Genomic DNA, 24,739 nt, shown 5'->3' with positions numbered 1-24,739 from the left:
CAATGCCGCCGAAGACCGCGTGATGCTGTGCGGCAGCCCGGGCCTGCTGGTCGACCTCAAGCACATCCTCGAGGCGCGCGGCTTCAAGGAAGGCAACACGTCGACGCCGGGCGACTTCGTGGTCGAACGCGCCTTCGCCGAGAAGTAGGCAAGACCATGACCCATGTCGTCACGGACAGCTGTGTCCGCTGCAAATACACCGACTGCGTGGACGTCTGTCCGGTCGACTGCTTTCGGGAAGGACCGGATTTCCTGATCATCGATCCCGACGAATGCATCGACTGCGCCGTTTGCATCCCCGAGTGCCCGGTCAACGCCATTTATGCGCAGGAGGATGTTCCTCCCGCCATGCAGCACTTCACGGACTTGAACGCGAAGCTGGCGCCGCTATGGCCGTCGATCGTGAAAAGACACGCGCCGCTTCCGGATGCCGACGCCTGGAAGGACAGGACAGACAAGCTGAGCGCCGTCAGTCTTCCCGAGCTGGAACCCTGAGGCCGCTCAAGCTCGAGATGGCGAATCGGTCTGCTTGAGCTGGTCGAGGAACCAGCGGCCGGCCGGCCCCGGCGGCGAATCCTTGCGGTAGGCGGCGAACATCGAGATGGGAGGCGTTCGCGGCTGGAAGTTCTCGATCTGAATCTGCACCAGGGCGCCGGCATCGAGGTCGCTTCGGACCATCGCAGCCGGCATGTGCCCCCAGCCGAAACCTGCGCGCAGGAACGCATGCTTCGCGCCAAGATCCGCCAGGCGCCAGGTCAGGGGGGAGAACACGCCGTAGGTCTTGCCGTCGGTCAGGGTCGTCCGGTCCGTCAGGACCAGCTGCACGTGTTGCTCCAGTTCGCGCAGCCGGATGAGTCCCTTGCGGCGCGCAAGAGGGTGGGCGTTCCCGGTCACCGTGACCATCGGCACGTCGAGCAGCTTCTCGGCCTCCACGGCATCCGGCACGACAGGCATCGATCCGAAGATGCCAAGCCGGCAAGTGCCCTCCATCACGGGTTGGATGACGGCGCCCAGCGCCTCCACATAGAGGCGCAGCGGCGTATGGGGAAATGCCGCGCGGAACAGGCCGACGGCCACGGTCAGGGACTCCATCGGATACATCACGTCCACCACGACCGACAGCTCGGGCTCCAGCCCTTCGGCAATGGTCCGCGCCTTGGCCTTGAAGCCGTTCATGCTGTTGACGACGAGACGGGCCTCCGCAAGGAGTGCCGTGCCTTGCTCGGTGAGTTGCGGATAGCGCGCCGAGCGATCGAACAGCTGCACCTCGATCTGCGCTTCGAGGTTGGCCAGGGTCTGGCTGACGACCGACTGTGCCCGACGCAGCCTGCGGCCTGCGGCCGAGAAGCTGCCTTCGTCCGCCGCCGCGATGAAGGTTCGCAGTTGGTCCATGGATACGCCATCCAGCATCTATCGCTCCTGTCGATGGGTTGCATCGAAAGATATAGGCTTCCCAGTGAGATGTCCAGCTCCTAACCTTCAGGCCATGTCATCACTGGAAGGAAATCTCATGGAACAAGCAGTCAGCGAACCCGTGCATGCCTCGCCCGGGCAGACACGCCGCATCGTCGCGCGCACAAGAGGCCGCGCGCATGGACCCGTCACCCGAATCGTCAGTCCTTCGGACATCGGCGAACTGATCAAACCGTTCGTCTTCCTGGACTACTTCGATTTCAAGCCCACCGGCCATGCGCTGTTTCCGATGCATCCGCATTCGGGAATCGCGACGATCACGGTCCTGCTCTCCGGCGACTTGCGCTACGAAGACACGACCGGGGCCTCAGGCGTCCTGGCCGCGGGCAGCGTCGAATGGATGCGGGCAGGCAACGGCGTCTGGCACGACGCCAGTCCGGCCGGGCTCGAACGATTTCACGGCTATCAGGTCTGGGTGGCGCTGCCGCGAAGCCTGGAAAACGGCGTGGCGCAAAGTCAATACCTGCCCTCCGAGGAGGTACCGCATCAAGGCCCCGCCAGGGTCGTCCTGGGACGACATGCGGGCACGAGCAGCCGCGTGGCCGCGCCGGACGGAATGAACCTGCTTCACGTCCATCTGGCTCCGGGCGAGCGCTGGCGCTATCAGCCGCCCGCGGGGCACGACGTCGCCTGGACGCATGTGCATCGCGGGGAGCTCCTTGTGGCCGGCGAGCGACTCGAGGGCGAGCTCGCGGTGTTCGAGGCGTCCGAAAGCGCGATCGAGTTCACCGCCAAAGGCGACACCGACTTCATCGTCGGTTCGGCCGTGAAGCATCCGCACGATCTGGTGCTGGGCTACTACTCGGTTCACACCTCGCCCGCAGCGCTCCAACGGGGAGAGGCTGAGATCGCCCGAATCGGGCGGCAGCTTCGCGCCGACGGACGCATTCGTTGATTCCCCTTGCCTGACCTCCAGTTTCTTCAACCACTGTTCTATTCACCAGGAATCCATCATGAACACGACTTCTGACAACAAGAACTCCGTCCTGCCTTTCGTCGGGCGAATCCTCCTGGCCGCGATCTTCATCATCAGCAGCCTCGGCAAGATCGCCGCGCCCGAGGCGACCCAGGGATACATTGCCTCTGTCGGGCTGCCCGTGCCGGTGCTCAGCTACCTGGCCGCCATCGTCATCGAACTGGGTGGCGGCGTGCTGCTGCTGGTGGGCTTGCGCACCCGCGTGGTCGCGGCGGGGCTTGCCGCGTTCTCGATCATCTCCGCGCTCGTCTTCCATCACGCGCTCGGCGATCAGAACCAGCTGTTCCACTTCCTCAAGAACCTCGCGATGGCCGGTGGACTGATCCAGGTGCTGGCATTCGGTGCCGGTGCATTCAGCATCGACAACCGGAAGCAATCGCCCCACCGCACGTTGACCGCTCAGTAGGTCGAGAACATCCGGTTCGCCCCTGCCGTGGGGCGGACTGGTTTCCATTCGAGGCGAACCGGTCCTAACCTCCAACTTACCCAAGGAGATCGAAATGAAGCTATGGAAATTCATTGAACGGCATCACGAGGACTTCGGAGCCGCACTCTTCGTTCTTCCGTGCCTGATGGCAACGCTCGCGATGGCTGGCATCGCCTTTGGCATCGGCCTGCTGTTGCGGTAGTGCCAATCTGCGACTGACCACCACGCTGGACGGGGAGACCATGCAGGATGGCACGACCGCGGTTTTCTCGTTCGGCGCGGTCGTCGAACATCAAAGACGTAATCCCATGGGACGGGCCTCTCTAGTCCAGGGTCGCTCGCGCGAGGAAGGGCGCCAGCTGTTCTCGGGCCATCTCCGGCGTCACGACATCCGCGGGATCGAGCTTCTCGTAGCTGTAGCTCTCCGGGTCGTCGTAGATGCGTTCCGAGATCAGTTTCGGTTTGGGATCGTTGGTGTACGTGAAGATCTGGAACAGATGGTGGTTCATGAGGTAGTAGGCTTCGGGGGCGGCATCGATGTCGTGATCCTTCAGACAGACACCGGGCACCACATGCGTCCAGACGGCCTCCGTGGTGACGCCATAGTCCTCGACCCCCATGTTCATCGTCCGGGCGCCCATGACGTTCTGCCGGGTCTCGAACGTCTCCCGGTAGAAACCTTCAACCGCCGCCTTTCCCGACAAGACCCGCATTTCCCTTCGGTCTCCGACGCGGTACATGGGCTCGTCGACCGTCAGTTCCGGCACGATGATCCGATCCCAGTAGCCGGCAACCTCCAGCAGGAGATGTCGGAGGTAGTTCTTCAGTATGGCCTTGTGCAGCGGCTTCTCGGTGGCCTGGAGAAAGGCCTCGACCTGCCTCGGCCACTCGGTGACGTCAAACTTGTTCGGAATGCGCATCAGCGTCAGCGCATCCGCGGTATTGAACAGTCGATTCGCTTGATTCAAAGCTCCAGGTTGCATGCTATTTCTCCTGTTCAGGTGGCCAGTGCGGGACTGACGGTCTGTGCACTTCGACGGAATGCGCCTTCGGCATGCCGGGTCATCGTGCCGATGACCACGGCAGTTCATGGGACCAGAATGGGCAGGCCCGTACGGCGACGGGCGGCGATATCCTCATGCGCGCGCGCCGCCTCCGCGATGGGATAGCGCGCGACTTCGATCTTGCCGAAGACGCCCTTGCGATAGGCATCGAAGAGTTCCCCGGTGGCAGTGGCCACGACAGATCCCTTGACGAACTGCGGCATGCCGCCGCCCGCGACACGAATACGGCCGGCGCGCGGCAAGCAGCGCCTGGTCGATCGACGGCTGGCCGGAGGCGGCACCGATCGTCAGGATCGCCCCGCCGTCCCGGACTGCGGCCATCGACGCTTCGAAGGTGGCGCGGCCCGCCGTTTCTTCCTCGACCTGCAGCGCAGAGGGAGGGCCGTAGTGATGCACACGAATGACGGTGGTCATGTTCTTTTCCATGTTGGGTGAGTGATGTCAGATCACCGACAGCAGTCCGCCGTCGACGAGGAGCGCGATGCCGGTCACGTAGCTCGACATGTCCGAGCCGAGCCACGCGACCGCATCCGCGATTTCGGAAGGCATGCCGAGCCGGCGCAGCGGCGTGCGCTGCCGGAAGCCTTCAGACGCGGCGGCAATGCCCGGATTGGTACGCAGCAGGTGGGTGTCGATGGTGCCGGGAGCGACTGCGTTGATGCGTATGCCATCCGGTCCGAGCGCGTCGGCCAGGGCCTTGGCCATGAGCACGACGCCGCCCTTGCTCGTGGAGTAGGCCACGGTCATGCCCGCACCCGCGATCCCGCCCATGCTGGCCATCAGGACGATGCTGCCGGCCTTGCCGCGCGCCTTCATCTGCCGTGCGGCGGCTTGCGCGCTGAACAGGACCCCATCGAGGTTGACCGCCATCAGTCGCCGGTAGTCGTCTTCGGCCACGTCGGCGCCATCCGAACGCAGCGTGATGCCGGCGTTGCCGACCATCACGTCGACACCGCCGAACTCCGCCGCCGCTTCGACCAGCGCATCGACCTCCGTGCGCTTGCTCACGTCCGTGCGATGGAAGCGGGCGGCGACGCCGAGCGCCTCGATTTCCGAGGTGGTCGTGCTGCCGCCCTCGTTGGACGTTTCGGTGATGTCCGAGACGATGACCGTCTTCGCACCATGTTGCGCGGCGCCGATCGCGATCGCCCGGCCGATGCCGCTGGCGGCGCCGGTGACGATGACCACCTTGCCCTTGAGAATGTCGCTCATTTGAATGTTCCTCTTGGAGTAGCCGAAGGTCTCACTTGCCGCGCGGCAGCAGGATCTGCTTGGCCTGCGAACCGCCCTTTTCCACCATGCCGTAAGCCTCGACCGCCTGATCGAGCGGCCATGTCCGGATCGACGGCGCTTGGAAGATGCCCTCGTCGAAACCGACGCGCAGCGCATCCATGATCCTGGCGATCTCGGCGCCCGTGAGCTTCGCGGTGTCCACGCCGATCAGGCGCTGGCGACCTCGATAGAAATCCACCAGGTCGAACTCGACGCGACGCGACCCCATGCTGCTGATGGCCACCTGCCGCCCGTCGAGCGCCAATGATTTCAAGGCCGCTTCGAACAGGGCCCCCCCGACCGTATCGAGCACGACGTCGACGCCCTTGCCGCCCGTCAATGCCTTGATGTCCGCGGGCAGATCCTGGTCCTTCGTGTGGATGACGGCATCCGCTCCCGGCGCCTCGCCGGAAAGGATCGCGCCGATCACTCGCGCCTTCTTCCAGCGCCCGATCTGGGTAGCGGCCCGGCCGACCGCGCCTGCCGCGCCTGTGATCAGGACGGTCTCGCCTGCCTGCAGCCTGGCGGCATCGATCAGCGTCGTCCACGCGGTGACATAGGGAGCTCCCACCGCGGCGGCCTGTTCCATCGAGAGGCTCGCCGGCATCTCCGAGAGCCAGTCCGACGCCACGGCCAGATACTGCGCATGCGCACCGTTGCGGACCATGCCGAAACCCGCGCCGCTGCCCCAGACCTTCTTGCCGCGCCAGGCCGGGTCTCCGGCCACAACGACACCTGCATAGTCCCGGCCCGGCGTGGTCGGCAAAGTGGCGTTGAAGAGTCCTGCGACGTTCTTCACGTCGCTCGGGTTGATGGCCGACGCATGCACCTCCACGAGAACCTCGCCACGCCCGAGTTCGGGAATCGCGATGTCCTGCAGTTGCAGCACCGTCGGCGCGCCAAACTTCTCCAGGCGCAAGGCGTTCATGGTCTTCATGTTTCTTGCTCCAGGATTTCCGGGGCTTCGGCGCCAAAAACGCCCTGCGCTCCTACGCCTGCGCCGCCGGCGGCCAGGCACCGAGCTGCTGCAGCAGGGAGAAGAGATTCGCGACACCCCAGTGTTCCGTGATCTTTCCGTCTTGCACGCGCATCGCATCGACGGTTTCGAAATGGATCCTGCGACCCGTGGGCGCGATGCCGAACACGGCGCCCTGATGCGTCCCGTGGTAGGTCTTGAAGGTCGTCACGACGTCGCCCTCCACCCGCTGCCAATGGATGTCGGCATGAAAGTCGGGGAACGCGGCGCGCAGCGTCTTGTAGAGGCCCAAGGCGCCCGCCTTGTCCGGCGTGCAGTTGGGCTGCGGCGTGTGGTCCAGGAAGCTATCGGCGAAGAGCTCGTCGAACAGCGCATAGTTGCCGCCGCCTTGAACCTCTTCGGTGTTGCGACGGACGACGGCCTTGGCCGCTTCGCCCGCAGTGATCTTGCTGCTCATGGTTGTTCTCCTGGGAAGACTCGAAGCTCAACCGAACAGCTTGGCTGCCGTCTTCGCGACCAGCTCGCCTTGGTGGCGCGCGCCGGCAAGGTCGATCTCCGACGGCTGCCGCGATCCGTCGCCGCCTGCCACGGTCGTCGCGCCATAGGGTGCCCCACCGACGATTTCATCCATGCTCATCTGGCCCTGATGGCTGTACGGAAGGCCCACGATGGTCATGCCGAAGTGCAGCAGATTGGTGATGATCGAGAACAGCGTGGTCTCCTGGCCGCCGTGCTGCGTGGCGGAAGAGCTGAAGGCCCCACCCACTTTTCCGTGCAGTGCGCCGCGCATCCACAGGCCACCCGCCTGGTCGAGAAACGCCGCCATCTGCGAAGACATGCGGCCGAAACGCGTGCCGGTGCCGACGATGATCGCGTCATAGTTTTCGAGTTCGGCCACCGTGGCGACCGGGGCCGCCTGGTCGAGCTTGAAGTACGCGCTCTTCGCGACTTCCAGTGGAACGGTCTCGGGCACACGCTTGATGTCGACCGTGGCGCCGGCACTGCGGGCGCCTTCGGCGATCGCTTCGGCCATCTTTTCGATGTGACCGTAGGACGAGTAGTAGAGGACAAGAACCTTGCTCACGGGAATCTCCTAGAAAAAGCGGACTGGGTCGCCAGCTCGGTTGGCAGACCACGAACTGACAGGAATCGCCGAAACGTCGGCGGGCGGGGAAGGAAGAACGAACTTCGATGACATGGCCCCGAGCGTATGAGCCTTGAATCTCTCGTGGAAGCCTGTTTGTTTCGATGGAATCCATCGGAAAACCAGATGGTCCAGACAGCGAAGGTCGCGCCGCCCTGTGTGCGCACGGACCCCCTATGCGTGCATAGGCTGTCGATGTCGTGAGGGCGAACCCGAGTCATCCACTCCTGGCGTTGGCTACCTGTTGCGGTTGCGGTCATCAAACGGCGCAAATACCTCTGCCACCCAACACCTGAGCTCGAAGCTCCGCGTTTTCGTCGATTCACCAAGGCGGCCGATACGCTCAACCTTCCCAATTCGTCGGTGACACGGCTCATCCAGGCACTCGAGGACGAGCTCAAGATTCGCCTGTTGCACCGGACAACCCGGTCGGTGACGGTCACGGCGGAAGGCGCCGCCTACTACGAGCGCGTCGTGCGCCTGCTGGCGGAACTCGCAGACATCGAATCCTCGGCAAAGCAGTCGCTCGCCTCGCCGACCGGCCGTGTCCGCGTGGAGACTGCAGCAGCCTTGGCTTCGATGGTCATCATCCCCGCCTTGGGAGGTTCTACCGGGCGTATCCCAACGTGGAAATACGAGCGGCGTACTCGCAGCATCCCGATTCGCGTGATCTACCCACCCAACCGCTACCTCAGCGCCAAGGTGCGCGTATTCATCGACTGGGTAGTGACCTTGTTCGAGCGCGACGAACTTCTGAGGCGCGAGCCGACACACGCCTAGCGCATCGGCGTGGCCAACAGAACTGTCATTTGTACGGGATCGGCTTGCCCGAGGCGTCCTTGATCTCGCCCCAGGCGGTGGCGATCGCGCCCTTGACCTTGTCGGGCATCGGCACGTAGTCGAGGTCGCCGGCGGCGATTGTGGCTTGATCCGCAGCCGGATGAGGAGAAGACCACGACTCCCAGCGGTGGCAAGTCCGAAGGCCCCATCTGCTTCAGGAACGCATTCGGCACAGAGTTGCCCGCAGGCAACAAAGTGATGGTTTTCGTGAGGAAGTGGGCCTCATAGCGCGTTCGGTGTATTGCGGGGAGATGCGGCGACACCTACTCTTGCGCTTGAAATTGTCGGACGAACTTCCTTACGCAATAACAACTTACGCTGTATTTCGCATGTTGGCCGCTGCGCTGATCCTTCTGCTCCTGGTGGCATGGGAGCTTCGTCTCCAGATCTGGCTGGGCAGGACGATGCGCATCAGGGTGCGGCGCATTGGATGGATCGTCGTCGAGGTGCGGCGACGCGTTTCGATGCTGCGGTTGCCGGACCATGTGTCGGAATTTCCCGTTCCGCGCGAGGAGCGGATCCTGGTCCATCGATTGCTTGGCATCGTGCTCTGGCACGAGGAAATGAGCGTCGCGCTTCCCAATACCGCGTGCGAACACCTCGCGGAGATCGCGCCCCAGGAATTCGATCGTCAGTTTCCGATCTGGTTGCGTCTCGCCGGCGGCCCGGGCTGAGCCGCGGTCTGACGCTCTACCCGCGCGCAGACTTGAGCACGTCCGCAATCAGGAAAGCCAACTCCAGACTCTGCGACCCGTTCAGGCGCGGGTCGCAGGCGCTTCGATAGCGCGCCGACAGGCCCTCGTCCGTCAACGCCTGCGCGCCTCCGCGGCATTCGGTGACGTCCTGCCCCGTCATCTCGAAATGCAGGCCTCCGGGATATGTGCCCTCCTGTCCGTGCACGGCAAAGAAGACCCGCAGTTCCTGGAGGATGCGTTCGAAGTCGCGGGTCTTGTAGCCACTGGTCGAGGTCACCGTGTTGCCGTGCATGGGGTCGCAGCACCACACCGGCGTGCGGCCGGCACGGTGCACGGCACGCAGCAGGGGCGGCAGCCGCTCGGCGACCTTGTCGCTTCCCATGCGCGCGATCAACACCAGACGGCCGGGCTCCTGCTCCGGGTCCAGCACGTCCATGAGGCGCAGCACGTCATCCGGACTGGCCGTCGGCCCCAGCTTGACGCCGATCGAGTTGCTCACGCCGCGCATGTACTCGACATGGGCGCCATCGAACTGGCGCGTGCGCTCGCCCAGCCAGAGCATGTGGGCCGAGCCTCCGTACCACCTGGCGGTCCGCTTGTCGAAGCGGGTCAGCGACTCCTCGTAGTGCAGTTGCAAGGCCTCGTGCGAGGTGTAGAACTCCACCGCATGCAGCTGCGGGGCCCGCGAGGCGTCGAACCCGCAAGCCTCCATGAAAGCCAGCGACTGGGTGATGCGGTCCGCGAGCTCTTCGAAGCGCTCGCCCTGCGGGCTCGATCGGACGAAGTCCGCGGTCCACCGATGCACTTCGTGCAAGTCGGCGAAGCCGCCCTGGGCCAGGGCGCGCAGCAGGTTCAGCGTGGTCGCGGAATGCGAGTAGGCCATCAGCAGGCGGGACGGATCCGGCTGCCGCGCTTGCGCCGTGAACTCGCTGCCGTTGATGATGTCCCCGCGGTAGGAGGGCAGCGTCGCCCCATCCTGCGTTTCGACGTCGGAGGACCGCGGCTTGGCGAACTGGCCGGCAATGCGCCCTACCTTCACCACCGGGCAGGCAGCGGCATAAGTAAGCACAACCGCCATCTGAAGAATCACGCGGAAGGTGGATTCCACCGGCTCCTGACCGAACTCGTCGAAGCTCTCGGCGCAGTCACCGCCCTGAAGCAGGAAAGCCTCTCCCCGCGAGACGGCCGCCAGGCGTTCGCGCAGCTGCGAGATCTCGCCGGGAAATATGAGCGATGGCAGGCCTGCAATGCGCCGCTCTGCTTCCTGGAGCGCACGCGTATCGGGATACGTCGGCATCTGCAGCGCGATACGACCTCGCCAGGAGGATGGATGCCAATCTTGCCGATGAGACATCGAGGGAGCTCCTATTTCGGCCAACCCGACAAGAGCGCCTCGTGCCGGCCATCTTGTGTCGATCCGAGGTTCGAAGTTACAACGTTCTCCCCATCCGAGCCACGCCCTCTTGTATTGCCCCCAGAGCGCTATGCCTTCTTTTCCACAGCGCGGAGCTTTTCGGTCAACGCTGCGAGCCTGTCACGCAGGTCCCCACCTTCATCGCGGCTCAAACTGCATGCGTTCTCAAACCGGCTGCTCGCTTGCTCGGCCTTGAGCTGCAACGCGCGCCCCTCACGCGTCAGTTTCACAACGAGATTGCGTTCGTCTTGCGGGTCGCGTCCGCGCGTCAGGAACGATGCTTCTTCCAAGCGCTTGACCAACGGAGTCACCGAACCCGAATCAAGCCCGAGCCGCTCAGCCAGATGCTTGAGCGAAACACCATCGTTCTCCCAGAGCGCGAGCATGACCAGGTATTGCGGATAGGTGATGCCAAGCTCGGCAAGCAGAGGCTTGTAGCTCTGGAGCATCGCCAGCGAGCTGGCGTAAATGGCGAAGCAAAGCTTCTGGTCCAAGGTCGGGAACTTCGTATGGCCCGAGTCTCGGGCCTTCTTGCTGGATGCAACAGACATGCTTTCCTCTAAATCCTGAAGACTGAAGGCTATCAAACCGGATCGATAGGAAGTGCCCCTCTGCCGATGGCAGGGGGCACGCCCGAGGTGATGCACGCGCACTCAGCCCGGTTGCTTCCCGGCGATTTCCCGTGCCGCCTTCTCGATGACCTCGGCGACGGCCTCCGGACGCGAAACGTACACGGCATGACTTCCGGGCACTTCGGTGACGCTCGAACCGGCGCGCTGCGACATCTGTCGCTGCGCGGGTGGCGGAATCATCTTGTCGTCCTTGGCCACCAGGTACCAGCTCGGCTTGCTGCGCCACGAGGCTTGCGTGACGGCGCCGCCCAGAGCCTCGACGCCCCACGGAACCTGCGACGCAGCCATGAAGCGGGCGCGTTTTTCACCGACGTCAGCGGCGAAAGAGGCTGCAAACTTGGCTTGGTCGAGGAACAGGAAACCATCCTGCGGCGGCAGGATGGGCGGCACGGGCGCGCCGGGAGGCGGATTCTTGATCAGCGAGGCCACCGATTCGCCCTTGTCCGGCGCAAACGCGGCGACGTAGACCAGGCCCTTGACCTTGGGATCGTTGCCGGCCTCGGTGATGACCACGCCGCCGTAGGAGTGGCCGACCAGCAGGACCGGGCCCTTCTGCGCGGCGATGGCGCGCTGGGTAACGGCGACGTCGTCGGCCAGCGACGTGGTCGGGTTTTGGACGACGGTGACGTTGTAGCCGTCCTTGCTGAGGATGTCGTGCACGCCTTCCCAGCCCGAGCCGTCGACGAAACCGCCGTGGACCAGAACGATGCTCAATGCGATGGCAGTCATGATGAGTTCTCCTAGATAGATGAAGTTGAAGAGGAAATGTGGTCTTGCCACGGGGATTAATGTAGCGTGCTAATGATTAGCGTGCTACTTCAAAGATGTAACGCCTTGTTTTCAAGCTGCATCGCCTCCCAGACCGTGTCGACATTCCCATCGGGATCGACGATGAAGACTCTTGGGCTTGTGGCCGTCAGTGGCTCGCTGAATTGGCCAATGGCCGAGTTCTCGGTTCATACCGCGTCGCCACCGCCCCTGAGCTGAACTCCAGCCGGCTCACGAGCTTCAGGTCGATAGGCTTCGACAGTCCCGCAAACAGTGTTGGCCCCTGCCCCGCCAGCCTGGAATGCACCACGAACTCGTACTCATCGATCAATCCGAGCTCCGCCAAGGCCAGCGGCAGCTTCACGCCCGCCACGAACAGTCCCTTGCCGGGCTCCCGCTTGAGCTTTTGAACGGCGGTCTTTAGATCGCCGCGCACGAACTCCGCGTTCCAATCGACTTGGGTCAGCGTGCTCGACACAACGTACTTCTTTGCCGCGTCGATGGTGTGGGCGAAAGGTTCCATCCACGCGGGCATCCAGTCAGGCCTCACGCCCGTCCGCGCCACCGGCCGCCACGCCTCCTCCATCATTTCGTAGATCACTCGCCCGAACAGGAGCGCATCGGCTCGTTGGAGGTTCTCGATCGCGTGACGATGCAACTCCTCGTCCGAGAGCATTGCACGATGATCGCAGCACCCGTCCAAAGTGACGTTGATCGAATACCGAAGAGGTCGCATGACGCAAAGATACCGCCGATGAGGCAGGCCAACAAGGTGAGCCCGCCGCTTGAATGGGTGGCGCGGGCCTGCTCGTGATCCATCTTCCAACCCGAGGAGCCCTGCGTCGGGATCGACGGGCATGCTTTGCGAGCGACGTTGCCCGGTGACGGAGCCCGCCTGGAAGTCGAAGCCGAGTCGGTATCTCGTGGCCGCCGACGACAAGATGATCCCGACTCCGGCCCAGCGCCGACTGAGCGGCCGGGCTCATGGCTGGGTGTTCGGATCAACCTTCCGGAACGCCGCCTCTCCGGCGTCCGACACCTCGACCCACTGCTTGTCGGGCACTGCGTCTGCGGTGTAGTTGTCGTGCCAGTTCCACCACTTGTAGGTCGGCGTCTGGGGATAGCCCTCGGGCGAGTCTTCCCAGACCTCCTGCCGGCCCAGCGGCGTGAGGTCGAGGTAGTTCCAGGTGCCCCCCATCTGCTCGTCGCCGCGGTTATTGATGAAGTAGGTGCGGAACACGCGGTCGCCGTCGCGGTAGAACACGTTCGTGCCGTGCCACTCGTCCACGCCGAAGTCGGCGTCGAAGCGGTCGGTGAGGGTGAACCACGGCACCTCCCAGCCCATCCGCGCCTTCAGCCGCGCGATGTCCGCCTGAGGTGCACGCGAGACGAAGACAAGGGTGGTGTCACGGGCGTTCAGGTGGGCGACATGGGCGACCTGGTCGGCCACCATGGAGCAGCCCCGGCAGGCGTGGTCGGGCCAGCCGAACACCCCCGGCTCGAAGAAGGCGCGGTAGACGATCAACTGCCGCCGACCATCGAACAGGTCGAGCAGGCTGACCTTGCCCGCAGGCCCCTCGAAGGCATAGGCCGTCTCCACGGCCATCCACGGCATTCGCCGGCGTTCGGCGGCCAGGGCGTCACGGGCGCGGGTCTGGGCCTTTTCCTTCACGAGCAGCTGCTCGCGGGCCGCCTCCCACGCCTGCGGCGACACGACCGCGGGTGTGGGCATGGATTGGGTTGACGTCGTCATGGCTGAAATCTCCTATGTGGGCGAAATTCCGGCCTCCTGGCTGAAGCGTGATTCCATTCGCCGCGCATCGCTCGTCGTTGGCCGTGAGACAGTTTGGCACCGGAGACCGAACGCGAGGAGTAACAAATGTGGCGGCATTCCGAGGCCGTCGCTCCTTGCAACCCTGGAGACGCTCGAAGGCCTCCCGCAGGGTCAGGTTCAGCACATCGCGCTGCGCATGGCTGCCGCCGAGCCGGTGGGCCAACGCCGGCAGGCTCGCCAGCAGCGTGATCGCGAGGGCTTGGTCCCCGCGTCCGAACGCGATCAGCGCCCGGCACGAGGAAAGCCCGAGCTGCCGCGTCGTTTCGCCGTGGCGCGTCGGCGACGACTGCGCCCTGAGCAACCCCAGCTCGAGGCGCCGCGCCCGATCCCAGTCGCGGGCGCCGACGAATGCGAGCGTGGCGTGCAGATCGTTGAAGCTGCAGAAGCCGTCGTCGATGTGCGAGGCCCAGGCGGCCGCGAGCCTGGCCCAGCGCGTGCCCGTGTCGCCGCCGCAGAGCTCGATCCGCCACAGCAGCGCGGCGGCATCGATCAGTTCGGCGATCGGGTTCGAAGGATCGACCCAGACCCGCCGGTCATACGACGACAGCGCTTCGTCGATCCGGCCTTGCGCCAGCCGGAACAGCGACAAGTGCCACCAGCAGTGGGTCGCCACCACGGTATCCCCGTCCCAGCAGTCCAGGTGCGCGTTCATCCAGCGCACGCCTGCGTCGGGGCGCTCGGTCATCTCGAACACATGCGCCAGCACATGGTGCGCCCGTGCGTCAAACGGATTCAGGGCCAGCGCCGCGTGCGCGAGTTCCTCGGCGCGGTCGTACTCGCCGCACTCCTCGAGCCCGAAGGCATGCATCGCCAGCACGGCGTGGTAGCCCGGCATATCGCGCGACCAGGCCGGCAGCACCGCCGCCACGCGATGGACCATCCGCGCGGATTCGCCGGTGACGTGGTCGAACATATGCGCCACCTGCAGCGCCAGCGCATCCCGCGGCTCCAGGCGAAGCAGCTCGCCGAGTCGCTCCTTGGCGCCTTCGTAGTCGTCGTCGAGCACCGCGGCGATCGCGGCAAGATGCAGCCGTTCGCGCCGGTTGGCCGGCAGGCCGGCAGCGCGCGCGAGCACCGGCCGCGCCGATTGCACGCGTCGCGGATCTCGGCTGCCGATCAGCAGGTAGGCCTGCAGCGCGTGCGCCATCACGAAGTCAGGCGACGCCTGCAGCGCCATGGCAAGTTCCGCGTCGACGCCGCCGCGCCAGCTCTGGAATGCGGCGAGCGCTCGCTCGTACGCCACCCCTGCGGACGCTGTGGCGCCGGTGATCCGGCACCCGCGGTCGTCGATTCGACTCATTGGAGTACCTCGCGCAGCAGCGCTTCGGTATTCGCCTTGGGAGCGGCCCGGCGGCTCATGGAATTACCTTCGCGGAAGGCGCGATGTTCAGGTTCATGCGGAACAGGTTGTCCGGGTCGAAGCGCTGCTTCACGGCCTGAAGGCGTTCGTGGTTCACGCCATAGCTCGCTGCGACGCGCTCGGCTTCATCCTCGGTCAGGAAGTTCACGTAGCCGCTTCCCGTGGCGTGCGGCGCGGCCTCCTCGAAGGCCTGGCGCGCCCAGGCGCGCACCCGCTCGTCGTCGGCCGCGTCGGACCAACGGCCATGCACGTTCATGATGTAGTTCGCATCGCGGCCGGCAAAGGCCGTGGCCGTCGGCTTCACGCGCGCCATGGCACCGCCGAGCTGCGCGATGAAGATCTCGCACTCCGGTCCCGGCAGGCGGCCGGCGGATGCGATCACGACGTCGAGCGCCTCGTCGGTCAACCGGTTGAAGTTGTTCGACTTCCAGTAGTTGCGGCTGCCGGCGGTCAGCAGCGGATCGAAGGCGGACTGGAACCCGGCGTAGGGCGTCGGCCCCAGCGCGGTCCCGATCGGATCGCCGAACTTCAGCACCGGCGCGGCCGCCCGCTCGCCCGCCGCGACCTCGCCGCAATGGACGAGGGGAAAGATCACCACCTCGGTGCCGTGGGCCGACGCCGGGAGGAACGGAAGCGGCGGCGCCTTGCGCAGCACCGCCCAGACGCTCAGTTCGTCGGGCGAGCCGGTGTTGAAGTCGCGCCAAGCGCGCAGAACCTTCTGGGCCTGCGCGAACGGATAGACGACCAGACCGGCGTAGAGCTCGGGCCCGGCCGGATGGAGCTGGAACTCGAACGACGTCACGACGCCGAAGTTGCCGCCGCCGCCGCGCAGGGCCCAGAACAGGTCGGGCTCGGAGGTGGCGGAGGCGACGCGCGCGGTGCCGTCGGCCGTCACCACGTTGGCGCTCAGCAGGTTGTCGACGGTCATGCCATGGCGACGTGTCAGCCAGCCGAAGCCTCCGCCGAGGGTCAGGCCGGCGACGCCGGTGGTCGAGTTGATGCCCAGCGGCGTCGCCAGGCCATGGGTTTGCGATTCGCGATCGAAGTCGGCGAGCAACGCGCCCGCGCCGACCCGGGCGGTGCGCTTCGCCACGTCGACTTGGATCGCCCGCATGCCCGAAAGATCGAGCATGAGCCCGCCTTCGGCGACCGCATTGCCCGCGATGTGATGGCCGCCGCCGCGCACGCTCAGCAGCATCCGGTGCGTGGCCGCGAAGCGCACACCCGCCTGGACATCGCTTTCCGTGAGGCATCGGGCGATCAGCGCGGGGCGGCGATCGACGCTCCCGTTCCAGACCTTGCGCGCTTCGTCGTACGCGGCGTCGCCCATGCCGAGCACGCCGGCGCTGAGCTGCGCGGCGAATGCGTCGACGTCCGCCTGCCGGACTTGCCGGACGTCCTTGTCCAGCGTAAGGTAGGTCAAAGATTGCATGGAGTGCTCCTGAAATGAATGCATTGAGGGACATGCCGCCGCGCCTCGGCCACAACGGGTGGTCCCATTCTTTTTGTTTGCGCGGTCCGGTGCTTGACCGCGGCTCCTCGGCACTTGATTGCGCGTCCTCCTTTGTTCGCGCGCCATCCCCCGGGCCCTGATGAGCCAGGACACGCTGTCGGACGTGCTGCGCGGCGTGCGCCTGCGCGGCGCGGTGTTCTTCAGCATCAGCGGCAACAGCGAATGGGCCGCCGAGGCCCCGTCGACGAAGGAACTCGCGCCCCTGCTGATGCATGGCGTCGACCATGTGATGGAGTACCACGCGGTCGCGCAGGGCAGCTGCTGGGCCGGAATTCCCGGCGGGCCGTCCGTGCAGCTTTTCGCCGGCGACGTCGTGATGTTCCCGCACGGCGATGCCCATGTGGTGTCGAGCGCGCCCGGGATGCGCGGCGACAGCGATTTCAGCTGGTTCGCCGGCGCGCAAGTCGAGCAGTTGCCGCTGCGCCTTGCCTACAACGGCCGGCGCGTCATGCGTTCGGCGCCGCCGGATCCGGACGCGGACGCGGACGCGACCATCGTCTGCGGCTTTCTCGGTTGCGATCTGCAGCCTTTCAACCCGCTGATTGCTGCGCTGCCGCACCTGATGCATTTGCGCGCCACCGAGGGCGATGCCTGGATCCCGAAGTTCACCCAGCAGGCGGTGGCTGAGTCGCATGCACGGCGTCCGGGCGGCGAGGCGATGCTCGCCCGCATGAGCGAACTGATGTTCGTGGATGCCGTCCGGCGCTACGCCGACCTCCTGCCGGCGCACAGCGCGGGGTGGCTGGCGGGCTTGCGCGACCGCTATGTCGGCCGGACGCTGGCATTGATCCACGAAAAGCCCGCGCAGGACTGGACCATCGACGAGCTCGGACGCAGCGTCGGTCTCTCGCGCTCGGCATTGCACGAACGCTTCGTCCACCTGATCGGCATGCCGCCGATCCACTATCTGGCGCTGTGGCGCGTCCAGGCGGCGGCGCGCCAGTTGCTTGACACCCGCGCCACGGTCGCCGCGATCGCGCTGGACGTCGGCTACGAGTCCGAGGCCGCGTTCGCACGGGCCTTCAAGCGACTGGTCGGCATGCCACCCGGCGCCTGGCGCCGGGAACGCGATGCGGGGATCGACCTGGCGCAGCAGCCCCGCGCGGTGTGAACCGGGGCATTCCGCCCTTCAGGCGGTGAGCGCCGGCCGCCCTGGCGGCACCTTTTCGCCTCGGGGCCTCAGGGCGAGCGGTGCAGGCGCGGCGCCGACAGCGCATCGATGCTTTGCTGGATCGTGTCGTCCACGTCGCGCCGGCGCCCGGGCACTCGGGCACCCGCCAGCGCCGCCTTGAGCGCCAGGATGTCCTTCACGCTCGGCGCGACCTTGATCTGCGCGAGCGCCGCGTCGATGTTGCCGCCCTTGAGCAGCATCAGCACCTTGGCCGCCCATTCGTTTGTTCGTACTGCCATGGATAGTCCTTGCCTCGGATCGGAGGCCGACTTTATACCGGCCCGTCGTTGCCGATGCCCAGCCATCCCTGGGCGCCGGATCCGGCCTCCGGGAACGACAGTTTCCCGGCGGGGTTGAGGCTTTCCCACCCCCCGCCCCCCTCCCCCAAGGAGGGGGGTGCGCACGCTCCTGAACTTCAAAATTCCGCCCGTTCCCCGGCCCATCGCATGCCAGGGGCTCCCCCCACTGACCACGCACTGGAGACACGTGTACCACCCAAAACTGAAGACGGGATCCATTGAAGCCCGCTCGTCCTTTCGAATCGCAGCCACGACCGCTGCCGTCCTTCTCGTCACGTTCGCCCCGGGGGGCGCAAGTGCGTTCGAATTCGACACCGGGAATCCCGACGTGTCGATCCGGTGGGACAACACGGTTCGCTACAACTACGCGAACCGCGTCGAGAGCCGCGACCAGAAGATCGGCAACACGGTGATCGCGGACGAAGGCACCTACAGCTTCAACCGCGGCCAAACCGTCGCGAACCGGCTGGACCTCCTGAGCGAACTGGACCTGACCTACATGAAGCGCTACGGCGCCCGCGTGAGCGCAGCCGGCTGGTACGACCATGCCTACGGCCCGAACAGCAGGACCAACCCGTTCCCGCCCTTCACGAACATCCCCAGCTACGTCAACAAGAAATACAGCCCCTACACCGACCGCTACTACCGCGGTGCGTCGGGCGAGTGGCTCGACGCCTTCGTCTTCGGTGGCGTCGACATCGGCGATGTGCCCGTGAACGCCAAGCTGGGCAGCCATTCGCTGTACTGGGGCGAATCCCTGTTCCTTGCCGGCAACCTGAACGGCATCGCCTACGCGCAGAACCCGCTGGACCTCCAGAAGGGCTTTGCCACGCCCGGCGTGGAAGCGAAGGAATTGTTCCGGCCGCTGAACCAGCTCTCGATGCAGGCGCAACTCACCGACACCGTCTCGGTCGCCGCGCAGTACATGCTGGAGTGGGAGTCCTTCCGCTACCCCGAAGGCGGCACCTACCTCGGTCCCGTGGACTTCGCCTTCAACGGACCCGACCGCCAGTTCATCTCGCCGGCATTGGGCTTCGCCCAGCGCGGCGCGCCGTCGGACCCCAAGCAGCGCGGCCAGGAGGGCGGCCTGTCCACCCGCTGGAGCCCCGAGTGGCTCGACGGCACCATGGGCGTCTACTACCGCAGGTTCTCGGACAAGCTGCCGCAGACCTTCCTGACGCGCGTCGGGCCGGGCATCAGCCGCTACAACCTGATCTACGCCGACGACGTCGACCTGTACGGCGTCAGCCTGGCCAAGAACATCGGCGGCATCAGCTTCGGCTCCGAGCTGTCCTTGCGCCACAACACGCCGCTGAACAGCACGGTGCTCGGCATCGCGCCCGGCCTGCCCGCGCAGGGCGACACCAAGGGCCCGCGCGGCGACACCTACCACGGCCTCGTGAACGCCGTCGGCATCGTGCCGAAGACCGCCCTCTTCGACACCGCTTCCTGGGCCGCCGAGCTGGTCTGGGCGAGCTGGGGCAAGGTCCGCAGCGGCCAGAACCTGTTCTTCGCCGAGGGCTTCGCGCCCTGTATCGGCAAGGACAAGTGGGACGGCTGCACGACCAAGAACTACTTCGGCGCCGGTTTCTCGTTCACGCCGACCTGGTTCCAGGTCTTTCCCGGCATCGACCTGTCGGCACCGCTCACCTATGCCGTGGGTCTCAGCGGCAACGCGCCGACGGTCTTCGGCGGCAACCAGGGCAACGGCAACTACAGCGTCGGCCTGGGTGTCGACGTCCGCCAGAAATACCGCTTCGACCTGAAATACATCGACTACGTCGGCCACTACAAGGACAACGGATTCGCCGTCACCGCGCAGAACGGCTTCACCACCCTGCTCAAGGACCGCGGTTTCCTGAGCCTCACCTTCAAGACCACCTTCTGAGGATCACTCCGATCATGAAACTCTCCCACTCGCTCCTTGCCGGCTTCGTTGCCGCATCGACAGGCCTGGCCGCCCAGGCGGCGATCACCGCCGACGAGGCCAAGGCGCTCGGCACCACCCTCACGCCCGTCGGCGCGGACAAGGCCGCCAACAAGGACGGCACCATCCCCGCCTACACCGGCGGCCTGAAAAGCGCCCCCGGCGGCTACAAGGCAGGCGACGGCATCCGGCCGGACCCCTTCGCCGGCGAAAAGCCGCGCCTGGTGATCGACGCCAAGAACATGGCCGAGCACGCCGACCGCCTGACCGACGGCACCAAGGCGCTGCTGCAGAAGTACCCGAGCTTCCGCGTCGACGTCTATCCGACGCATCGCACCGTCGCCTTTCCGAAGTTCGTCACCGACAACACCGCAGCCGGCGCGCAGCAGGCCAAGACGGTCAACGAAGGACGCTCGATCGACGGCGCCCATGCCGGATTCCCGTTCCCGATTCCCAAGGATGGCTACGAGGCCATGTGGAACCACCTCGTGCGCTTCAACGGCCAGAGCTACGAGGCCAAGTACCGCAACCTGAACGTCGACGCCAGCGGACGGCCGGCACTGGCCACCGAAGGGATGAGCGTGCAGGACTTCCCCTTCTGGGATACGGCCAGGAGCAACGCGGACACCTACTGGCGCATCAAGCTCACCTACACCGGACCGGCGCGCCGCGCCGGCGAGGCCCTGCTGATCGTCGACCCGCTGGACATGGGCCAGAAGGATCGCCGTGCCTGGAGCTACCTGCCCGGCCAGCGCCGCGTCAAGGTCGCCCCCGACCTGTCCCACGACACGCCCAACCCGGGCACCGCCGGCGCCACGACCTTCGACGACACCTTCATCTTCAACGGCTCGATGGACCGCTTCGATTTCAAGCTGGTCGGCAAGAAGGAGATGCTCGTGCCTTACAACGCCTACGGCGCGGTGTACCAGTCCAAGCAGGACGACCTGCTCAAGCCCAATCACCTGAACCCGGACCTGGTGCGCTGGGAACTGCACCGCGTGTGGGTGGTGGAAGCGACCCTGCGCGAGGGCAAGCGCCATGTCTACAGCAAGCGCACCTTCTACCTCGACGAGGATTCGTGGGCGGCACTGGCCTCGGACAACTATGACGCCCGCGGCCAGCTCTACCGTGCCGGATTCGCCTACATGGCGCCCAGCTACGACCTGCCGGCGCCATACACCGACATGTTCGGCCACTACGACTTCGTCTCGCGCATCTATTCGCTGACCGGCTACATCGCGGAAACCGGCGGCCTTCGCCACACCAAGGCGCTGACCGACCGCGAATGGACCGCCGATTCGCTCGCCGGATCCGGCGTTCGCTGAACGAGACTCGTCGATGAACGCGAAGCGAGTCACCCAGCGCGCTGGCCTGCTGGCCCTGGCGCTCGCCGCCTGCGCCGCGACGTGGGGCGTGCAGGCCGCCGCCGACAAGGGCTGGCGCGACGTGCTGGACACACCGGCGATCAAGAGTCCGCTCGCATCGCGCGCATTGCTCAACGGGCTCGCCAGCGCCGGCAGCCGCATCGTGGCGGTGGGCCAGCGCGGCCACATCGTCTACTCCGACGATGCCGGCAAGCGCTGGCAGCAGGCCGAGGTGCCCGTCAGCTCGGACCTGGTCGCCGTCAGCTTCCCCGACGCCGCGAACGGGTGGGCCGTGGGACACGATGGCGTGGTGCTGCAGACCACCGATGCCGGCCTGACGTGGAAGCGCCAGCTCGACGGCCGGCAGGTCGGCGAGCTCATGGTGCGGTACTACTCGCGCGACGCCGATGCCTTCTCGGCCAACGACCCGAAGCGCGCCGCGGCACTCCTCGAGGAAGCCCGGCGCTTCGAGGCGCAAGGCGCCGAGAATCCGTTTCTCGACGTCTGGTTCCGCGATGCATCCAATGGCTTCATCGTGGGCGCATTCGGCCTGGTGCTGCGCACCGCCGACGGCGGGCGCCATTGGGAACCCTGGTTGCATGCCGTCGACAATCCGAAGGGCCTGCACCTCTACGCGGTGCGGGGCATCGGTTCCGACGTCTACATCGCGGGCGAGCAGGGATTGCTGCTCAAGCTCGAGCGCGGCGACACACGCTTTCGCGCGCTCGAGGCGCCCTACAAGGGCACCCTGTTCGGCGTCACCGGCAACACACGTGTCGTGATCGCGCATGGTCTGCGCGGCACGCTGCTGCGCAGCACGGATGGCGGGCGAAGCTGGCAGCCGGTTCCCACGGGCCTGCAGGTCGGCTTGACGGCCAGCACGCAGGCAGGCGACGGGCGCCTCTTTGTCGTCAGCCAGGCGGGCCACGTGCTGGCCAGCAGCGACGACGGCGCGAGCTTCACGGCCGCGCCCGTCGAACGCGCGGTGCCCGCCGCGGCGGTGGCGACCTCCGCCGGGGGCCAGCTCGTCATCGCCGGGCCGCGCGGCGCCCAATCACTTTCACTGCCCTGAGCGGGCCGTCCGAGAACGCACATGCACACCCCCCCTACGCACGCGGACGTGTCCGCGCCGATGTCGCTCGAGCAGTTCGACACTGGCTCCGGTTCGCGCCTCGAACGGCTGGTTTTCAATCACCGGTTCGCGGTGATCATCGCCTGCGCCCTGATCACGCTGCTGCTGGGCCTGGTGGCCGCGACGAAGCTGACGCTCAATGCCAGCTTCGAGAAGATGATTCCGCAGAGCCACCCCTACATCCAGAACTATCTCGAGCATCGCGCGGATCTTCGCGGGCTGGGCAACTCCCTGCGCATCGTCGTGGAGAACACGCGTGGCGACGTCTACGACCCCCAGTACCTCGGCGCGCTCAAGAAGATCCAGGACGAACTCTTCCTGACGCCGGGCGTGGATCGCGCCTGGATGAAGTCCTTGTGGGCGCCGGGCGTGCGCTGGACCGAAGTGACCGAGGAAGGTTTTCGCGGCGGGCCGGTGATGCCCGACAACTACGACGGCTCCCAGGCCGCCATCGAGCAGCTGCGCGGCAACATTGCGCGTGCCGGATTGGCGGGCAGCCTCGTCGGCAACGACTTCAAGTCCAGCATGATCGTCGTCCCGCTGATGGACCAGGACGCCGCGACCGGCCAGCGCATCGACTACCGCGCGCTGTCGCATGCGCTCGAGCAGATGCGCGTGCGCTACGAGACCGACGCGCAGGGGCAGCCCACCGGGCTGCGGGTGCACAGCATCGGCTTCGCGAAGCTGGTCGGCGACCTGATCGACGGCCTGTACCAGGTGGCGCTCTACTTCGGGATCGCCGCGCTGGTCGCGACGCTCATCATCTTCCTGTACACCCGATGCATGCGCAGCACCGCGCTGGTGGTGGCGTGCTCGCTGGTGGCCGTGGTCTGGCAGCTCGGGCTCGTGGCCGGCCTCGGCTTCGAGCTCGATCCCTATTCGATCCTGGTGCCATTCCTCGTATTCGCGATCGGCGTGTCGCACGGCGCGCAGAAGATGAACGGGATCATGCAGGACATCGGCCGGGGCGCGCACCGCCTGGTGGCGGCGCGCTTCACCTTCCGCCGTCTCTTTCTCGCCGGCCTGACCGCACTGGTGGCCGATGCGGTGGGCTTCGCCGTGCTGATGCTGATCGACATCCCGGTCATCAAGGACCTCGCGCTCACCGCCAGCATCGGCGTGGCCGTGCTGATCGTGACCAACCTGATCCTGTTGCCGGTCCTGTTGTCCTACATCGGGGTCAGCGACGCCGCCGCGCAGCGCAGCCTGCGCGCCGAACGCGGTGCGCAGGGTGATCGCGGCTTCGACCGGATCTATGCATGGCTGGACCGCTTCGCCGAGCGGCGCTGGGCCATCGGCACGGTGTCCGCGGCCGCCTTGCTGCTGACGGTCGGCCTCGCCGTGAGCACGCACCTGAAGATCGGCGACCTCGACCCGGGGGCGCCCGAGCTGCAGCCGGACTCCCGCTACAACCGCGACAACGCCTATGTCACGGCCAACTACTCGCTGTCGAGCGACACCTTCGCCGTGATCGTCAAGACCGCCAAGGAAGGCTGCCTGAAGTACGAGACGCTGATCGAGGCCGACCGGCTGGCCTGGACGCTGCAACAGGTGCCGGGCGTGCAGACCACGGTGGGGCTCACCAACGCCGTGCGCCAGATCACCGCGGGCAGCAACGAGGGCAGCCCCAAGTGGCTGACGATCGCGCGCAACCAGGACGTGCTGAACTACGGGGCCCAGCAGGCCAGCGTCAACAACCCGGAGTTGTTCAACACCGAGTGCTCCGTGATGCCGGTGATCGCCTACCTCTCGGACCACCGCGCCGAAACCCTGGATCGCGTGGTCCGCGCCAGCGCCGAATTCGCCGATTCGCACGGCAGCCCGGATCGCCGCTTCCTGCTCGCCGCCGGGGGCGCCGGCATCGAGGCGGCCACCAACATCGTGGTCCGCAAGGCCTGGACCCAGATGCTGATGCTGGTCTACGCCGCCGTGATCGTGCTGTGCTTCATCACCTTCCGCAGCTGGCGCGCGGTGGTCGTGGCCGTGGTGCCGCTGGTCATCACCTCGGTGCTGTGCGAGGCCTTGATGGTCTGGCTCGGCATCGGCGTCAAGGTGGCCACGCTGCCGGTGATCGCGCTCGGCGTGGGCATCGGCGTGGACTATGCGCTGTACCTGCTCAGTGTGCAGCTCGCCCAGCAGCGTGCGGGGGCGTCGCTCGGCCAGGCCTACCGCCACGCCCTGCAATTCACGGGCAAGGTGGTCGCGCTGGTCGGCGTCACGCTGGCCGCGGGCGTGTTGACCTGGGCGCTGTCGCCCATCAAGTTCCAGGCCGACATGGGCATCCTGCTGGCGTTCATGTTCATCTGGAACATGGTCGGCGCCGTGCTGCTGATCCCGGCGCTGTCGCACTTCCTGCTGCGCCCGCGCACGCCGCAAGCGTTGTCGAGCGAAGCCCCTTGCGCCGCGCCGGCCTGAGGACATCGTCGAGCACACGCGCGTCGTGCAGCGGGACCGGACG

At 66.1% G+C, this 24,739-nt stretch carries 26 protein-coding genes and 2 pseudogenes; 12 read left to right on the top strand and 16 right to left on the bottom strand.

Annotated elements, in window-relative coordinates; all coding sequences use genetic code 11:
• Positions 1 to 148: pseudogene (locus AC1DYK_RS14280) on the top strand (ferredoxin--NADP reductase); the annotation flags it as partial.
• Positions 149 to 156: 8 nt separating this feature from the next.
• Positions 157 to 495, top strand: a complete 339-nt coding sequence (gene fdxA / locus AC1DYK_RS14275; protein WP_478166918.1) for a ferredoxin FdxA — start codon at positions 157 to 159, stop codon at positions 493 to 495.
• Between the two features lie 6 nt (positions 496 to 501).
• Here fdxA and AC1DYK_RS14270 read toward each other — a convergent pair whose 3' ends face one another.
• Positions 502 to 1,410: a LysR family transcriptional regulator gene (locus tag AC1DYK_RS14270; RefSeq protein ID WP_478166917.1), complete on the bottom strand. Its 909-nt coding sequence runs from the start codon at positions 1,408 to 1,410 to the stop codon at positions 502 to 504.
• A gap of 100 nt (positions 1,411 to 1,510) precedes the next feature.
• Between AC1DYK_RS14270 and AC1DYK_RS14265 the strand changes: the two genes are divergently transcribed.
• From AC1DYK_RS14265 to AC1DYK_RS14255, 3 genes are all read left to right on the top strand, one after another.
• Positions 1,511 to 2,368 carry a pirin family protein gene (locus AC1DYK_RS14265; RefSeq protein WP_478166916.1) on the top strand — a complete coding sequence of 286 codons (858 nt, stop codon included), beginning with the start codon at positions 1,511 to 1,513 and terminating at the stop codon, positions 2,366 to 2,368.
• 58 nt (positions 2,369 to 2,426) lie between these two features.
• Positions 2,427 to 2,855 (top strand): DoxX family protein, encoded by a 429-nt coding sequence (locus AC1DYK_RS14260; RefSeq protein WP_478166915.1) that lies wholly within the window; start codon positions 2,427 to 2,429, stop codon positions 2,853 to 2,855.
• Between the two features lie 94 nt (positions 2,856 to 2,949).
• Positions 2,950 to 3,078 carry a hypothetical protein gene (locus AC1DYK_RS14255; protein ID WP_478093533.1) on the top strand — a complete coding sequence of 43 codons (129 nt, stop codon included), beginning with the start codon at positions 2,950 to 2,952 and terminating at the stop codon, positions 3,076 to 3,078.
• Positions 3,079 to 3,199: 121 nt separating this feature from the next.
• Here AC1DYK_RS14255 and AC1DYK_RS14250 read toward each other — a convergent pair whose 3' ends face one another.
• The 6 genes from AC1DYK_RS14250 to wrbA form a co-directional block, all read right to left on the bottom strand.
• On the bottom strand, positions 3,200 to 3,859 hold the full coding sequence (locus tag AC1DYK_RS14250; protein WP_478166914.1) for a hypothetical protein: 660 nt from the start codon (positions 3,857 to 3,859) through the stop codon (positions 3,200 to 3,202).
• A gap of 104 nt (positions 3,860 to 3,963) precedes the next feature.
• On the bottom strand, positions 3,964 to 4,116 hold the full coding sequence (locus AC1DYK_RS14245) for a hypothetical protein (protein ID WP_478166913.1): 153 nt from the start codon (positions 4,114 to 4,116) through the stop codon (positions 3,964 to 3,966).
• Between the two features lie 265 nt (positions 4,117 to 4,381).
• The gene (locus AC1DYK_RS14240; protein WP_478166912.1) at positions 4,382 to 5,152 is read right to left on the bottom strand and encodes an SDR family NAD(P)-dependent oxidoreductase; all 771 of its coding nucleotides are present in this window, start codon (positions 5,150 to 5,152) and stop codon (positions 4,382 to 4,384) included.
• Positions 5,153 to 5,183: 31 nt separating this feature from the next.
• On the bottom strand, positions 5,184 to 6,149 hold the full coding sequence (locus AC1DYK_RS14235; RefSeq protein ID WP_478166911.1) for a quinone oxidoreductase family protein: 966 nt from the start codon (positions 6,147 to 6,149) through the stop codon (positions 5,184 to 5,186).
• 52 nt (positions 6,150 to 6,201) lie between these two features.
• The gene (locus AC1DYK_RS14230) at positions 6,202 to 6,645 is read right to left on the bottom strand and encodes an ester cyclase (RefSeq protein WP_478166910.1); all 444 of its coding nucleotides are present in this window, start codon (positions 6,643 to 6,645) and stop codon (positions 6,202 to 6,204) included.
• 27 nt (positions 6,646 to 6,672) lie between these two features.
• Positions 6,673 to 7,272: an NAD(P)H:quinone oxidoreductase gene (wrbA, locus tag AC1DYK_RS14225; RefSeq protein ID WP_478166909.1), complete on the bottom strand. Its 600-nt coding sequence runs from the start codon at positions 7,270 to 7,272 to the stop codon at positions 6,673 to 6,675.
• Between the two features lie 423 nt (positions 7,273 to 7,695).
• Here wrbA and AC1DYK_RS14220 point away from each other — a divergent pair, with 423 nt between their 5' ends.
• A complete protein-coding gene (locus AC1DYK_RS14220; RefSeq protein ID WP_478166908.1) occupies positions 7,696 to 8,112 on the top strand; it encodes a LysR family transcriptional regulator in 417 nt (138 codons plus the stop codon).
• Between the two features lie 25 nt (positions 8,113 to 8,137).
• Here the strand turns inward: AC1DYK_RS14220 and AC1DYK_RS14215 are convergent.
• A pseudogene (locus tag AC1DYK_RS14215) lies at positions 8,138 to 8,245 on the bottom strand (phosphate ABC transporter substrate-binding protein PstS); the annotation flags it as partial.
• Between the two features lie 256 nt (positions 8,246 to 8,501).
• Between AC1DYK_RS14215 and AC1DYK_RS14210 the strand changes: the two are divergent.
• Positions 8,502 to 8,846: a hypothetical protein gene (locus tag AC1DYK_RS14210; protein ID WP_478166907.1), complete on the top strand. Its 345-nt coding sequence runs from the start codon at positions 8,502 to 8,504 to the stop codon at positions 8,844 to 8,846.
• A gap of 16 nt (positions 8,847 to 8,862) precedes the next feature.
• On the opposite strand, the gene AC1DYK_RS14205 is transcribed toward AC1DYK_RS14210, so the two are convergent.
• The 7 genes from AC1DYK_RS14205 to AC1DYK_RS14175 form a co-directional block, all read right to left on the bottom strand.
• Complete coding sequence (locus AC1DYK_RS14205; protein ID WP_478166906.1) at positions 8,863 to 10,221, bottom strand: class II 3-deoxy-7-phosphoheptulonate synthase; 1,359 nt, start codon at positions 10,219 to 10,221, stop codon at positions 8,863 to 8,865.
• 128 nt (positions 10,222 to 10,349) lie between these two features.
• On the bottom strand, positions 10,350 to 10,775 hold the full coding sequence (locus tag AC1DYK_RS14200; protein ID WP_478166905.1) for a MarR family winged helix-turn-helix transcriptional regulator: 426 nt from the start codon (positions 10,773 to 10,775) through the stop codon (positions 10,350 to 10,352).
• A 159-nt stretch (positions 10,776 to 10,934) separates the two neighbouring features.
• The gene (locus tag AC1DYK_RS14195; RefSeq protein WP_478166904.1) at positions 10,935 to 11,642 is read right to left on the bottom strand and encodes an alpha/beta hydrolase; all 708 of its coding nucleotides are present in this window, start codon (positions 11,640 to 11,642) and stop codon (positions 10,935 to 10,937) included.
• Positions 11,643 to 11,829: 187 nt separating this feature from the next.
• The gene (locus tag AC1DYK_RS14190) at positions 11,830 to 12,417 is read right to left on the bottom strand and encodes a dihydrofolate reductase family protein (protein WP_478166903.1); all 588 of its coding nucleotides are present in this window, start codon (positions 12,415 to 12,417) and stop codon (positions 11,830 to 11,832) included.
• Positions 12,418 to 12,663: 246 nt separating this feature from the next.
• Positions 12,664 to 13,413: a DUF899 domain-containing protein gene (locus tag AC1DYK_RS14185; protein ID WP_478166902.1), complete on the bottom strand. Its 750-nt coding sequence runs from the start codon at positions 13,411 to 13,413 to the stop codon at positions 12,664 to 12,666.
• Positions 13,322 to 14,815, bottom strand: coding sequence for a tetratricopeptide repeat protein (locus tag AC1DYK_RS14180; protein ID WP_478166901.1), 1,494 nt, complete (start codon positions 14,813 to 14,815; stop codon positions 13,322 to 13,324). The genes AC1DYK_RS14185 and AC1DYK_RS14180 overlap by 92 nt, the downstream gene beginning before the upstream one ends.
• Positions 14,816 to 14,870: 55 nt before the next feature.
• Positions 14,871 to 16,307, bottom strand: coding sequence for an FAD-binding oxidoreductase (locus tag AC1DYK_RS14175; protein WP_478166900.1), 1,437 nt, complete (start codon positions 16,305 to 16,307; stop codon positions 14,871 to 14,873).
• A 160-nt stretch (positions 16,308 to 16,467) separates the two neighbouring features.
• On the opposite strand from AC1DYK_RS14175, the gene AC1DYK_RS14170 reads away from it, so the two are divergent.
• Positions 16,468 to 17,499: an AraC family transcriptional regulator gene (locus tag AC1DYK_RS14170; protein WP_478166899.1), complete on the top strand. Its 1,032-nt coding sequence runs from the start codon at positions 16,468 to 16,470 to the stop codon at positions 17,497 to 17,499.
• A gap of 68 nt (positions 17,500 to 17,567) precedes the next feature.
• Here AC1DYK_RS14170 and AC1DYK_RS14165 read toward each other — a convergent pair whose 3' ends face one another.
• Positions 17,568 to 17,798 (bottom strand): hypothetical protein, encoded by a 231-nt coding sequence (locus tag AC1DYK_RS14165; protein ID WP_478166898.1) that lies wholly within the window; start codon positions 17,796 to 17,798, stop codon positions 17,568 to 17,570.
• A gap of 262 nt (positions 17,799 to 18,060) precedes the next feature.
• On the opposite strand from AC1DYK_RS14165, the gene AC1DYK_RS14160 reads away from it, so the two are divergent.
• From AC1DYK_RS14160 to AC1DYK_RS14145, 4 genes are read left to right on the top strand one after another with little or no spacing between them, the layout of a single operon-like run.
• Positions 18,061 to 19,746: a DUF1302 domain-containing protein gene (locus AC1DYK_RS14160; protein ID WP_478166922.1), complete on the top strand. Its 1,686-nt coding sequence runs from the start codon at positions 18,061 to 18,063 to the stop codon at positions 19,744 to 19,746.
• Positions 19,747 to 19,760: 14 nt separating this feature from the next.
• Entirely contained in the window at positions 19,761 to 21,110 is a 1,350-nt protein-coding gene (locus AC1DYK_RS14155) for a DUF1329 domain-containing protein (RefSeq protein ID WP_478166897.1), read from the top strand.
• Between the two features lie 13 nt (positions 21,111 to 21,123).
• Complete coding sequence (locus tag AC1DYK_RS14150) at positions 21,124 to 22,221, top strand: WD40/YVTN/BNR-like repeat-containing protein (RefSeq protein WP_478166896.1); 1,098 nt, start codon at positions 21,124 to 21,126, stop codon at positions 22,219 to 22,221.
• Between the two features lie 21 nt (positions 22,222 to 22,242).
• Positions 22,243 to 24,696: an efflux RND transporter permease subunit gene (locus AC1DYK_RS14145; protein ID WP_478166895.1), complete on the top strand. Its 2,454-nt coding sequence runs from the start codon at positions 22,243 to 22,245 to the stop codon at positions 24,694 to 24,696.
• The last annotated feature ends 43 nt before the right edge of the window (positions 24,697 to 24,739 follow it).

This window comes from Variovorax sp. P2_H12 (genome assembly GCF_056403395.1).
Note: the sequence above shows the minus strand (reverse complement) of the source record. Positions and strands in the feature narration are given on the sequence as shown.